Origin of the sequence: Burkholderia sp. SCN-KJ (genome assembly GCF_024656005.1) — a bacterium.
Classification (GTDB): domain Bacteria; phylum Pseudomonadota; class Gammaproteobacteria; order Burkholderiales; family Burkholderiaceae; genus Burkholderia.
In genome coordinates, this window is sequence record NZ_JANKOG010000042.1 from 1 (window position 1) to 12,269 (window position 12,269).

The 12,269-nt window shown below is 68.7% G+C and carries 10 protein-coding genes; 5 read left to right on the forward strand and 5 right to left on the reverse strand.

Going from position 1 to position 12,269, the window contains the following annotated elements; genetic code table 11:
- Positions 1-246 precede the first annotated feature (246 nt).
- The 4 genes from NQV17_RS35455 (at position 247) to NQV17_RS35470 (ending at position 4,332) form a co-directional block, all read left to right on the forward strand.
- Positions 247-1,341, forward strand: a complete 1,095-nt coding sequence (locus NQV17_RS35455; protein ID WP_257775818.1) for a polyamine ABC transporter substrate-binding protein — start codon at positions 247-249, stop codon at positions 1,339-1,341.
- Positions 1,342-1,427: 86 nt separating this feature from the next.
- Positions 1,428-2,588 (forward strand): ABC transporter ATP-binding protein, encoded by a 1,161-nt coding sequence (locus NQV17_RS35460; RefSeq protein ID WP_257775819.1) that lies wholly within the window; start codon positions 1,428-1,430, stop codon positions 2,586-2,588.
- A complete protein-coding gene (locus NQV17_RS35465; RefSeq protein ID WP_044848264.1) occupies positions 2,585-3,514 on the forward strand; it encodes an ABC transporter permease subunit in 930 nt (309 codons plus the stop codon). The genes NQV17_RS35460 and NQV17_RS35465 overlap by 4 nt, the downstream gene beginning before the upstream one ends.
- Entirely contained in the window at positions 3,511-4,332 is an 822-nt protein-coding gene (locus NQV17_RS35470; RefSeq protein ID WP_257775820.1) for an ABC transporter permease subunit, read from the forward strand. Before NQV17_RS35465 ends, NQV17_RS35470 begins: the two co-directional genes overlap by 4 nt.
- A gap of 96 nt (positions 4,333-4,428) precedes the next feature.
- On the opposite strand, the gene NQV17_RS35475 is transcribed toward NQV17_RS35470, so the two are convergent.
- Genes NQV17_RS35475 through NQV17_RS35485 form a run of 3 tightly spaced genes read right to left on the reverse strand, consistent with a single transcriptional unit; the run spans position 4,429 to position 7,858 of the window.
- The gene (locus NQV17_RS35475) at positions 4,429-5,235 is read right to left on the reverse strand and encodes a sulfite exporter TauE/SafE family protein (protein ID WP_257775821.1); all 807 of its coding nucleotides are present in this window, start codon (positions 5,233-5,235) and stop codon (positions 4,429-4,431) included.
- Between the two features lie 18 nt (positions 5,236-5,253).
- The gene (locus tag NQV17_RS35480) at positions 5,254-6,945 is read right to left on the reverse strand and encodes a bifunctional protein tyrosine phosphatase family protein/NAD(P)/FAD-dependent oxidoreductase (RefSeq protein ID WP_257775822.1); all 1,692 of its coding nucleotides are present in this window, start codon (positions 6,943-6,945) and stop codon (positions 5,254-5,256) included.
- A 28-nt stretch (positions 6,946-6,973) separates the two neighbouring features.
- Complete coding sequence (locus NQV17_RS35485) at positions 6,974-7,858, reverse strand: MBL fold metallo-hydrolase (RefSeq protein ID WP_257775823.1); 885 nt, start codon at positions 7,856-7,858, stop codon at positions 6,974-6,976.
- Positions 7,859-8,106: 248 nt separating this feature from the next.
- Here NQV17_RS35485 and NQV17_RS35490 point away from each other — a divergent pair, with 248 nt between their 5' ends.
- A complete protein-coding gene (locus NQV17_RS35490) occupies positions 8,107-9,504 on the forward strand; it encodes a sigma-54-dependent Fis family transcriptional regulator (RefSeq protein ID WP_257775824.1) in 1,398 nt (465 codons plus the stop codon).
- A gap of 55 nt (positions 9,505-9,559) precedes the next feature.
- Here NQV17_RS35490 and NQV17_RS35495 read toward each other — a convergent pair whose 3' ends face one another.
- Complete coding sequence (locus NQV17_RS35495) at positions 9,560-10,588, reverse strand: MerR family transcriptional regulator (RefSeq protein WP_257775825.1); 1,029 nt, start codon at positions 10,586-10,588, stop codon at positions 9,560-9,562.
- Between the two features lie 127 nt (positions 10,589-10,715).
- Entirely contained in the window at positions 10,716-12,269 is a 1,554-nt protein-coding gene (locus tag NQV17_RS35500; RefSeq protein ID WP_257775826.1) for an efflux transporter outer membrane subunit, read from the reverse strand.

Sequence of the window (12,269 nt, forward strand, 5' to 3'; positions counted from 1 at the left end):
TTTCTTTTCCCGATGGACAGACGCCGATTACCCGATAGAATTCCCCGGGAACGCCCCGCTGCGCGGGCCGCACGAGCGGCCGGCGGCGGGAATCTGTTCCGTTTGCGCGACACGGGCATGATTTTTTTGTGACGGAGCGCGAATGGTGGTAGCGTTCGGGGTTTTCGAGGGGCGGCGTGCCGGAACGCGCCGCCATGACGAGGCAGACGGCAGCCGGACAAGCGGTCCGGCCGAAGGGAGAACGGGATGAAAGCAAACGTAGTGGGCCGGTTCGCAGCGCTCGCGCTGTGCGTGGGTGCATCGGCGGCGGCGGCGAAGGATACGCAGCTCAATGTCTATAACTGGTCGGACTACATTGCGAAGGACACGATCCCGAACTTCGAGAAGCAGGCGGGCGTCAAGGTCCGCTACGACAATTACGACAGCGACGACACGCTGCAGGCGAAGCTGCTGACGGGCAGCTCGGGCTACGACATCGTCGTGCCGACCAGCAACTACGCGGGCAAGCAGATCGCCGCCGGCATCTTCACGCCGCTCGACAAGTCGAAGCTGCCGAACCTCAAGTACCTCGATCCGCAACTGATGGCGCTCGTCGCCGGCGCGGACCCGGGCAACAAGTACTCGGTGCCCTGGGCGTACGGCACGACCGGTCTCGCCTACAACCTGACGAAGGCGCAGCAGGCGCTCGGCAAGGTCCCGCTCGACAACTGGGACATCCTGTTCAAGCCGGAAAACATCTCGAAGCTGAAGACCTGCGGCGTGTCGGTGCTCGACGCGCCGGACCAGATGTTCGCGGCGGCGCTGCACTACATCGGCAAGGATCCGATGAGCACGAACCCGGCCGACTACAAGGCCGCGATGGAGGTGCTGAAGAAGATCCGCCCGTACATCACGCAATTCAACTCGTCGGGCTACATCAACGACCTGGTCGGCGGCGACATCTGCTTCGCGTTCGGCTGGTCGGGCGACGTCGTGATCGCGAAGCATCGCGCGATCGAGGCGAAGAAGCCGTACAAGATCGAGTACTACATTCCGAAGGGCGGCGCGCCGGTCTGGTTCGACGTGATGGCGATCCCGAAGGACGCGAAGAACAAGGACGCCGCGCTGCAGTGGATCAACTACATCGAGGATCCGAAGGTGCACGCGGCGATCACGAACGCCGTGTACTACCCGAGCGCGAACGCCGAGTCGCGCAAGTACGTGCGGCCCGACGTCGCGAGCGACCCGGCCGTCTATCCGCCGGCCGACGTCGTGAAGACGCTGTTCCTGCTCAAGCCGCTGCCGCCTGAAATCCAGCGTCTGCAGACGCGTCTGTGGACCGAGCTGAAATCGGGCCGCTGAAGCGAACCGGAGTCAGCCAGCAGTCATGAAGCCCCTGGTGTCCCCGGGGGCTTTGTTCGTCAAACGCAGGAGAGAAGCAGCACATCATGAATAGCCAGTCGGGTGCGCCGGTCGCGGGCGCACCGTCCTTCGTTCCTTCGTCCGGCGCCGGTACGCGCGCCGAGAATTTTGTCCAGATCGTCGACGTCGTCAAGAAGTTCGGCGACACCGAAGTGGTGCGCAGCGTGAACCTGACGGTGCGCCAGGGCGAGCTGTTTGCGCTGCTCGGCAGTTCGGGTTCCGGCAAGTCGACGCTGCTGCGCATGCTGGCGGGCCTCGAGACGGTCACGTCGGGCAAGATCCTGATCGACGGCGAGGACCTCGCACAGATGCCGCCGTACAAGCGGCCCGTGAACATGATGTTCCAGTCGTATGCGCTGTTCCCGCACATGTCGGTCGAATCGAACGTCGCCTACGGCCTGAAGCAGGAAGGCACGCCGAAGGCGGAGCTGAAGGAGCGCGTCGCCGCGGCGCTCGAGCTCGTGCAGATGAGCAAGTACGCGAAGCGCAAGCCGCACCAGCTGTCGGGCGGCCAGCAGCAGCGCGTCGCGCTTGCGCGTTCGCTCGTCAAGCGCCCGAAGGTGCTGCTGCTCGACGAGCCGATGTCGGCGCTCGACAAGCAGATCCGCCAGCGCACGCAGATCGAACTCGTCAACATCCTGAACAAGGTCGGCGTCACCTGCATCATGGTCACGCACGACCAGGAAGAGGCGATGACGATGGCGAACCGGCTCGCCGTGATGAGCGAAGGGCAGATCGTGCAGATCGGCTCGCCGAACGAAGTCTACGAATATCCGAACAGCCGCTTCTCGGCCGAGTTCATCGGCTCGACCAACCTGTTCGAAGGCGTCACCGTCGAGGACGAACCCGATTACGTGTACATCGAATCGCCGGAACTGCCGAGCCGGCTGTACGTGAGCCACGGGATCACGGGCCCGCTCGGGATGCCGGTCACGGTGTCGGTGCGCCCCGAGCGGATCGCGCTCACGCGCAAGCCGCCGGAAGGCGCATTCAACTGGGCGCACGGGAAGATCACCAACGTCGCGTACATGGGCGGCTACTCGCTGTATCACGTGAAGCTCGACGCGGGCAAGACGGTGATCGCGAACGTGTCGAGCCTCGCGATTTCCGAGCTCGAGACGCCGGCGCTCGGCGACGAGATCTACGTGCGCTGGAGCGCGACCGCCGGCGTGGTGCTGACGTCATGAGCACGCTCAAGTCCCTGCTCGCATGGCCCGTGCGACGCTTCAACCTGACCGGCGGCTCGGCGGTCGTCGCGGGGCCGTACACGTGGCTCGTGCTGTTCTTCCTGGTGCCGTTCGTGCTGGTCGTGAAGATCAGCTTCGCGGAGCTGCAGCTCGGCATCCCGCCGTATACGGAACTCGCGTCCTATGCGGACGGCGTGGTGCACATCGCGCTGAACCTGTCGCACTACGCGTTCCTGCTCACCGACAGCCTGTATTTCGCGACCTACGTGAATTCGGTGGTGGTCGCGGCGATCACGACGCTGCTGTGCCTGCTGATCGGCTATCCGATGGCGTACTACATCGCGCGCTCGAATCCGGCGACCCGCAACCTGCTGATGATGGGCGTGATGCTGCCGTTCTGGACGTCGTTCCTGATCCGCGTGTACGCGTGGATCGGGATCCTGAAGAACAACGGACTCCTGAACAACTTCCTGATGTGGATCGGCCTGACCCATACGCCGATCGAGCTGTACCGCACCAACTACGCGGTGTACATCGGGATGGTGTATTCGTACCTGCCGTTCCTCGTGATGCCGCTGTACGCGCATCTCGTGAAGATGGACCTGCGCCTGCTCGAAGCCGCGTACGATCTCGGCGCGAAGCCGTGGAAGGCGTTCGTGCAGATCACGCTGCCGCTGTCGAAGAACGGGATCATCGCGGGCTGCCTGCTGGTGTTCATTCCGGCGGTCGGCGAATACGTGATTCCGGAACTGCTCGGCGGCGCGAACACGCTGATGATCGGCCGCGTGATGTGGAACGAGTTCTTCAACAACGCAGACTGGCCGATGGCGTCGGCCGTGACCTGCGCGATGGTGCTGCTGCTGCTCGTGCCGATGGCGATGTTCCAGCACTTCCAGGCGAAGGAGCAGGAGGGCCGCCGTCGATGAAGCCGAATCGTTACCTGCAGTTCGCGGCGCTGTTCGCCGGCTTCGCGTTCCTGTATATCCCGATCATCAGCCTGATCGTCTATTCGTTCAACGAGTCGAAGCTCGTCACCGTGTGGTCGGGCTTCTCGTTCCGCTGGTACTCGGCGCTCGCGGAGGACGACGAACTGCTGACGGCCGCGTGGCTGTCGCTGCGGATCGGCGTGCTGACCGCGTTCGCGTCGGTGTTCATCGGCACGTGGGCCGGCTTCGTGCTCGCGCGGATGGGGCGCTTTCGCGGCTTTGCGCTGTTCAGCGGGATGATCAACGCGCCGCTGGTGATCCCCGAGGTGATCCAGGGGATCTCGCTGCTGCTGCTGTTCATCGAGCTCGCGAAGTGGATCGGCTGGCCGGCCGAGCGCGGCGTGTTCACGATCTGGCTGGGCCACGTGATGCTGTGCATCTCGTACGTCGCGATCATCGTGCAGTCGCGCGTGCGCGAACTGAACCCGTCGCTCGAGGAAGCCGCACTCGATCTCGGCGCGACGCCGCTGAAGGTGTTCTTCACGATCACGCTGCCGCTGATCTCGCAGGCGCTGATCGCGGGCTGGCTGCTGTCGTTCACGCTGTCGATCGACGACCTCGTGCTGTCGGCGTTCCTGTCGGGCCCCGGCTCGACGACGCTGCCGCTCGTCGTGTTCTCGCGCGTGCGCCTCGGCCTGAACCCGGAGATGAACGCGCTCGCGACGCTGTTCATCATCGCGGTGACGGCGGGTGTCGTGATCGCGAACTTCGTGATGCTGCGCCAGGAACGCAAGCGGATGGCCGCGTTCGCCGCCTGACGCGCTCGCGCTCAGGTTGCCGACGCAACGAACGACGCCCGGCGCCGACGACGAGTCGGCCCGGGCGTTTTGTTTGGTGTGCGCGTCGCGTGCGGCTTATGCGCTGAACGCCGCCTTCGCGAGCAACCCGAGCGCGACGCAGACGAGCACCGCAGCGAAGCCGGCCTGCACGTGCCGCGCGGACAGGTGCCGGGACGCGCTGCGGCCGATCGCCATGCCGATTGCCGTCGCGACCGTGAACCACAGCATCATGTCGAGCGGCGCGCGGGTGCCCGATACGAGCGTTGCGAACACGCCGCCGGTGCCGACCAGCGCGATCACCATCAGCGACGTCGCGACCACGCCGTGCATCGACACGTTCGTGAACTTGCGCAGCATCGGCACGATCACGAAACCGCCGCCGACACCGAGCAAGCCCGTCATCAGCCCCGTCACCGCGCCGGTCGACGCGAGCGCGAGCCCGACCGGCCAGGACCAGACGAGCCGGCCCGTGTCGGGATTCACGCGGCCGACGCACAGCGGCGACGCGTCCGCGTCGCCGGGCGCATGACGTAGCGCCTGCCGCAGCAGGCGGCCCGCGACGACCAGCATCGTCAGCGCGAACAGCGCCAGCAGCACGCGTTGCGGCAGCACGTGCGCGAGCTTCACGCCGAGCGTCGTGAGCGGCACGCCGGCGACGGCCATCAGCAGCGCCGCGCGATAGCGCACGAGCCCGCGGCGGAACCCTTCGAGCGCGCCGAGCGCGGCGCTGCCCGCCACGGCGACGAGCGCGACGGGCGTGGCCTGCTGCATCGGCCAGCCCATCCCGACGACGAGCGCGGGCACCGCGAGAATGCCGCCGCCCGCGCCGGTGAGGCCGAGCACGGCGCCGACGAGACTGCCGAGTACGAGGGAAATCAGCATGGTGTCAGCGGGTTCCGGTCAACGTGCGATCGCGGGCTTCGCGAGCCATTCGCGGCCCTTGAGCATCGCCTTCCAGTAGAGCGGCGGCAGCACGCGCTCCTTGAGCAGCCACGCGAGCCGCGACGGGCGCCGGCCGTCGATCAGCCACGCGGGAAAGGTCGGCGCGACCTTGCCGCCGTACAGGAATTCCGCGAGCACGATCTTGCCGCGCTCGACGGTGAGCGGGCACGAGCCGTAGCCGTCGTACGCGGCGTCGCCGTGCGCGCGGCCCAGCGACGCGAGCACGTTGTGCGCGACGACGGGCGCCTGCTTGCGGGCCGCGGCGGCGGTTTTCGCATTGGTCGTGTTGGTGACGTCGCCGAGCGCGAAGATGTCCGCGAACTGCTTGTGCCGCAGCGTCGCCGGATCGACGTCGATCCAGCCCGCCGCATCGGCGAGCGGGCTCGCGCGCACGAAATCGGGCGCCTTCTGCGGCGGCACGACGTGGATCATGTCGAACGGGCGCTCGACGGTTTCCGTGCCGCCGTCGGGCAGCGTGCGCCGGAACGTCGCGCGCCGCGCCGGCCCGTCGATCGCGACGAGGTTGTGGCCGAACGACAGCGCGATGTCGTAGCGTTTCACGTACTCCATCAGCGCGGGCACGTAATCGGCAACCCCGAACAGCGCGCCGCCCGCGTTCAGGAACTCGACGTTTGCGGCACCGAGGCGGCCCGCGCGCCGCCAGTGATCGCACGACAGGTACATCGCCTTTTGCGGGGCGCCCGCGCACTTGATCGGCATCGGCGGCTGTGTGAACAGTGCATTGCCGCCGCGGAACGCCTGCACCAGTTCCCACGTGTACGGCGCGAGATCGTAGCGATAGTTCGACGTGACGCCGTTGCGGCCGAGCGTTTGAGCGAGGCCGTCGATCGCGTGCCAGTCGAGCTTGAGGCCCGGGCACACGACCAGCTTGCGGTAGCCGATGCGCCGGCAGCCGTCGAGCACCACCGTGTGCGCGTCCGGCTCGAAGCCGGCGACGGCGGCCCGGATCCATTTCACGCCGCGCGGCAGCAGGTCGACGATCCGGCGCGCGGTCGTGTCGGGCCGGAACACGCCCGCGCCGACCATCGTCCAGCCCGGCTGGTAGTAGTGCGTATCGGCCGGGTCGATCACCGCGATATCGAGCGATGCGTCGCGCGCCAGCAGGCTCGACGCGACCGCGACACCGGCCGCACCCGCGCCGACGATCACGATGTCGTGCCGCGCGTCGACGGCCGGCGCGGCCTGGCGGCCGTCTTGCGCGAGGCCTCGTGCGAGATCTTGTGTGAGACGCGGTACGAGCGCGCCGAGGTCGTAGCCGGCCGTGGCGGCGATCGCGACGATGTCGCCGGCAGGACGCCGGCCTGCCTGCGACAGCGCCCACAGCGTCGCCGAACGCGTGCCGCTGCGGCAGTACGCGAGTACCGGGCCGGCGAGCGACGCGACGAGCGTGCCGAACTGCGCGGCCTGGTCGTCGGTGACCTTGCCGGTGTCGACGGGCAGGTAGTGCACGGCGATGCCGAGCGGCGCGGCGGCGGCGCGGATCTCGGCGACGGTCGGCTGGTCGGCGCCTTCGCCGTCCGGGCGGTTGCAGACGATCGTGCGGATGCCGGCCGCGTGCAGTGCGGGCAGGTCGGTCGCGGCGATCTGGGGCGAGACCGACAGCAGGTCGGTCAGCGGGCGGATGGTCATGTCGGGGTTCTCCGGTCGGGGCGGCGGCTCAGATCGCGTCGAGCGGGATCTTCAGGTAGCGCACGCCATTGTTTTCGGGCTCGGGCAGGTGGCCGGCGCGCATGTTGACCTGCACCGACGGCAGCATCAGCACGGGCATGTCGAGCGTCGCGTCGCGCGCGGTGCGCATGGCGACGAAATCGTCCTCGGTCACGCCGTCCTTCACGTGCACGTTCGCGCGACGCTGCTCGGCCACCGTCGTCACGAACTGCACGTCGCGGCCGCCCGGCTGGTAGTCGTGGCACAGATACAGGCGCGTGTCGGGCGGCAGGGCGAGCACGCGCGCGATCGAACGGTACAGCGTGCGCGCGTCGCCGCCCGGGAAGTCGCAGCGGGCGGTGCCGTAGTCGGGCATGAACAGCGTGTCGCCGACGAACGCCGCGTGCTGCGTCGCGTCGTCGACGCAGTAGGTCAGGCACGCGGGCGTATGGCCCGGCGTGTGCAGCGCGCGGATCGTCAGCGCGCCGAGCGCGAGCGTGTCGCCGTCGTCGAGCAGGCGGTCGAACTGGCGGCCGTCCTGCGCGAAGCCGGGGCCGGCGTTGAACAGCGTGCCGAATACGTGCTGCACGCGGCGCACGTGAGAGCCAATCGCGATCTGTCCGCCGACATGCGCCTTCAGGTACGGTGCAGCCGACAGATGGTCGGCATGCACGTGCGTTTCCAGCAGCCAGTGGACGGTCGCGCCGAGTGCGGCGACGCGCGCGATCAGCCGGTCGGCGCTGGCGGTGTGCGTGCGGCCGGATTTCGGGTCGTAGTCGAGCACGCTGTCGATCAGCGCGCACGCGCGGCTTTCGGTGTCGAGCAGCAGATAGCTGACGGTGTGGGTCGCCGGGTCGAAAAAGCCTTCGACCGACAGCTTGGGGGCATGGCTCACGGATGTCCTCGATCGGGTTCTGCGTCTGCAATCGGGCATCCCATGTTCAAGAAGCATGCCAATTCGCGCCGCGCTGCCGGATGATGTGGCAGGTGCTTGATTCGGTTCGGATTTTTGGCGGGGCCGCGGTGTGTCGCGGGCACCGGCGACGGGGTGCCGTCGACGTCGACTGCCATATCTGGCAGCGTCGTGGCAGAATTGGCAGTCCGCCTGGCAGTCCGTCCGCCCATCCGTTTCCGAGCCTCCCGATGAATCCGCACGACACCATTCCGATCGTTCCCGCGCCGTCGCGCGACGTCATGCCCGACGTGCGCGCGCTCGTCGCGTATCTGGAACAGGATCCGCAGCCGATGATCGTCGTCGATCCCGACTACCGCATCCTCGCCGCGAACGATGCGTACCGGCGCCAGTTCGGCGTGGCGGGCGTCGAGCACGTCGGCCGGCACTGCTTCCAGGTTTCGCATCATTACGACGTGCCGTGCGACCAGGCGGGCGAGCATTGCCCGATGAAGCAGGCGCGCGAGTCGCGCAGCCTGAACCGCGTGCTGCACATTCACCATACGCCGCGCGGCCCCGAGCACGTCGACGTGGAGTTGCGGCCGATCTTCGATGCGCGCGGCGACGTGATCGCCTACGTCGAGCGGCTGACGACGGTGCGCAGCGCGTCGGCGCAGCCGAGTGCGGAAGGGCTCGTCGGCGGTGCCGACGCGTTCAATGCAGCGCTCGGCGCGCTGCAGCGCGTCGCGCCGTCGATGCTGCCCGTGCTGCTGCTCGGCGAATCGGGTACCGGCAAGGAACTGTTCGCGCGGGCGCTGCACGAGGCGAGCGAGCGTGCGATGGGGCCGTTCGTGGTGGTCGACTGTTCGGGCATCGCCGAGACGCTGTTCGAGAGCGAACTGTTCGGCTACGAGAAGGGCGCGTTTACCGGCGCGAACCAGCGCAAGCCAGGCCTCGTCGAGACGGCGCAGGGCGGCACGCTGTTTCTCGACGAGATCGGCGACGTGCCGCTGCCGATGCAGGTGAAGCTGCTGCGGCTGATCGAGTCGGGGACGTTCCGGCGCGTCGGCGGCGTCGAGGCGCTGCGCGCGGATTTCCGGCTCGTCGCGGCGACCCACAAGCCGCTGCGCGAGATGATCGACGACGGCCGGTTCCGCCAGGACCTGTACTACCGGATCAACGCGTTCCCGATTCCGCTGCCCGCGCTGCGCGAGCGGCGTGGCGACGTCGCGCTGCTGGCCGAGTCGATCCTGCGGCGCATCGCGAACGCTCGCGCCGGCGCAGGCGACGCGAGCGCGCGGCCGTTCGCGGCGCGGCCGTTCGTGCTGACCGAGCGGGCGCGCGCGTGCCTCGACGCGTATGCATGGCCGGGCAACATCCGCGAGCTGCGCAACGTGCTCGAGCGCGCGTGCCTGTTCGCGGACGACGGCACGATTCGCGTCGAGCATCTGCCGGCCGAGCTGGTCGCGACGTCGGCGACGCCACCGGCGCGTGCGGCGGACGCGCGCGGCGTGTCGGACGCGGAGCTCGTGCGGCTTGCCGGCACGTTCGACGGCACGCGCAAGCAACTGGCCGAGCACGTCGGGATGAGCGAGCGCACGCTGTACCGGCGGATGAAGGCGCTCGGGCTCGGGGTGCGCGACCGGTAAACGAAGGTGGCGGGCGGCGCGCGCAACGGTCACGCGCCGCCTGGCCGTCATGCGCTCAACGCGCCGGCGCAAGCTGCGCCATCGCCTCCCGCATGAAGCCGAGCAGCGTGTCGTCGACCCACGAGTCCTTCGTCAGCGCCGGCTCCGTCATCATCGCCTTGCGGAATTTCGCGTGCGTGGCCGGGTCGTTGCCCGCGTAGCTGCGGAACAGGTCGAGCCAGCGTTGCGCGAGCGCGCGGCCTTCCGGCGAATCGGGCTGCGCGCCCGCATCGATCGCGTCGCGCACGTCGCCCATCAGTTGCGGCCATTCCATCGAGCGTTCACCGAAGTGCGCCCGCATGAAGCGGATCTCGTCCGGCGCGAGATACTTCTCGAAGATCCGCATCTTCGTTTCCGCGGACGCGCGCAACACATAGTCGCGCAGCACGGTCGAGATGCCGAGTTTCGACTGCATCGACGGTTCGCGCTCGTGCATCAGGTTGAGCTTCGCCAGCAGCCGCGGATCGTTGTTCGTGTCGCGCACGAGCAGCGCCATCCAGCGGCCGGCAAGCGCGCGTGCACGCTCGTCCTCCGGCGGCACGCCCGCGTCGTGCAGCGCACGCACGTCGGCGACGAGCGCCGTCCATTCCGCGTCGCCGGCCTGGCTCTTGCGATACATCGGCAGGCGCGCGAGTTCTTCCTCGGAAAAGTATTTGTCGTACACGGTCATCAACTCCAGTGTGGTGAGCCAATCGGCCAGCTCCGGCTCCGTGCCCGCGGCGAGTTGCGCGTGCAGGTGCACGAGCCGCTCGCGCAGCTGCGCGATCTGCGCGAGCTGGTGGTCGAGCGACGCGATCTGCCTCGCGACGAGTGCGACGAGCGGGGTGCCGGGCCGGTTCAGGTAGTCGCCGATTTCGGCGAGCGACAGTCCGAAGCGACGCAGGGCCTGGATCTGGTGGAGCCGGGCGATGTCGTCGCGGTCGTACAGCCGGTAGCCGTTGTCGGCACGCGCCGAAGGCGTCAGGAGGCCGATCGCGTGATAGTGATGAAGCGTGCGGACGGTCAGGCCGCTGCGTTTCGCCAGTTCTCCCACTTTCAGCCGCATGATGTCCTCCGTTCGGTGCGCACACTGGAGTCTCGAACGTTACGCTACGTGAGGGTCAAGCGGAAGATCGCGGATCGGCGCGCGGGGGTGGTCCCGCGCGCCCGACGCAAACGGCGCGCTATTGCGGTCATTGCGGTGACGGCGGCGCGTCGGGCGTGGCCGCGCGCGCCTGGGCGGTGGGGGCGATTCGAGCCGCGTTGCCGATGTCGCCGGCCGGGTCGACCGGCGGCGTGCCCATCGCCTGATAGAGCCGCGCGGTATCCGCGAAGCGTGCGCCGGTCGCGCGGATCTCGTCGAGCCGCGCGTTGCGGTACTGCAGCTCGCTTGCTCGCGCGGCCGACGGCGGCAGCGCGCCGAGCCGCACGCGGGCGGCCGCGTCGTCGTACGCGCCGCGCGCGGACAGCGCGGCGCGCGACGATGCATCGAGTGCCTGAGCGTCGTGCTCGAGCGCGGCGAGCGAATCCGCGACGTTCTGGAAGGCGGCGAGCACGGTCTGCTTGTACTGGTCGACCGCCGCCTCGTAGGTCGCCTTCGCCGCACGGCGCTGCGCGAGCAGCGCGCCGCCGTGGAACAGCGGCTGGCTGAGCGACGCGCCGACGTTCCAGATCGAACCGGCGCCCGACAGCATCGCCGGCCAGCTGAAGCCGCCTTTGCCCATCGCGGCCGACAGCGACAACTGCGGGAACAGTTGCGCGGTCGCGAGGCCGACTTCGGCGGCGGCCGCCTTCAGCCCCGCGTCGGCGGCCTGGATGTCGGGGCGGCTTTGCAGCAGGTCCGACGGCACGACCACCGGCACTTGCGCGGGCAGGTGCAGGTCGGCAAGCGTGAGATCAGCGGGCGGCCGGTCGGGCGTGCGGCCGATCAGCACGGCCAGCGCATGGCGCGCCGAGTCGCGCTGCTGGCGCAGCGCGGGCAGGCTCGCGGCGAAGGTGTCCGCGCTTTGCTGCGCGTTCAGTGCGTCGCTGCGCGACGCCGAGCCGAGCGCGTGGCGGCGTTGCGCGTCGTGCGCCTGGTCGTTCGCGAGCGCGACGAGCCGTTCGGTCGTGGCGATCTGCGCGTCGAGCACCGACACCGTGATCGACGCGGTGACGATGTTCGCGGCGAGTGCCCGGCGTGCCGATTCGAGCTGGAACGCGCTGACGTCGACCCGTTTCGCAAGCGCCCGGTTCGCGAAGCGCGATACGCCGAATAGGTCGACCGTATAGCTCGCCTGCAGTTGCCCGACGAATGTGTCGTACAGCAACGTCGGCGCGCCGAGCGCGGGGATCGGCACGCCGAGCGCACGCTGGCGCGTGGCCTGGCCGCCGGCGTCGATCGACGGCAGCATCGAGCTGCCGATCTGTCCGCGCAACTGCTCGCGCGCGGCATCCAGCGAGTGCGCGGCGGCGCTGAGCGTCGGGCTGTTGCGCAGCCCTTCGTCGACGAGTGCGTTCAGCGCATCCGAGCGGTACTGCGTCCACCAGTCGGGCACGGGCTGCGCGCCGACCTCGAACTGCTGCGCGACGCCTTGCGCGGCGACGGTCTGCGGCACTTGCGGCGCGGCGCCGTAATGCGCGGGCGACGGCATCGCGGGCGGCTCGCCGCTCGGCGCGAACCATGCGCAGCCGGCGAGCGGGCCGGCGAGGCTCGCGGCCGCGAGCACGCGCGCGGCCTTCGTTTTCAGGTTCATCGACAGTTCCAT

Coding starts and splice junctions, on each gene's coding strand:
- NQV17_RS35490 (WP_257775824.1), top strand. CDS start 8,107: ATGAATCCGCACGACACCATTCCGATCGTTCCCGCGCCGTCGCGCGAC.
- NQV17_RS35465 (WP_044848264.1), top strand. CDS start 2,585: ATGAGCACGCTCAAGTCCCTGCTCGCATGGCCCGTGCGACGCTTCAAC.
- NQV17_RS35460 (WP_257775819.1), top strand. CDS start 1,428: ATGAATAGCCAGTCGGGTGCGCCGGTCGCGGGCGCACCGTCCTTCGTT.
- NQV17_RS35455 (WP_257775818.1), top strand. CDS start 247: ATGAAAGCAAACGTAGTGGGCCGGTTCGCAGCGCTCGCGCTGTGCGTG.
- NQV17_RS35470 (WP_257775820.1), top strand. CDS start 3,511: ATGAAGCCGAATCGTTACCTGCAGTTCGCGGCGCTGTTCGCCGGCTTC.
- NQV17_RS35480 (WP_257775822.1), bottom strand. CDS start 6,945: ATGACCATCCGCCCGCTGACCGACCTGCTGTCGGTCTCGCCCCAGATC.
- NQV17_RS35495 (WP_257775825.1), bottom strand. CDS start 10,588: ATGCGGCTGAAAGTGGGAGAACTGGCGAAACGCAGCGGCCTGACCGTC.
- NQV17_RS35475 (WP_257775821.1), bottom strand. CDS start 5,235: ATGCTGATTTCCCTCGTACTCGGCAGTCTCGTCGGCGCCGTGCTCGGC.
- NQV17_RS35500 (WP_257775826.1), bottom strand. CDS start 12,269: ATGGAACTGTCGATGAACCTGAAAACGAAGGCCGCGCGCGTGCTCGCG.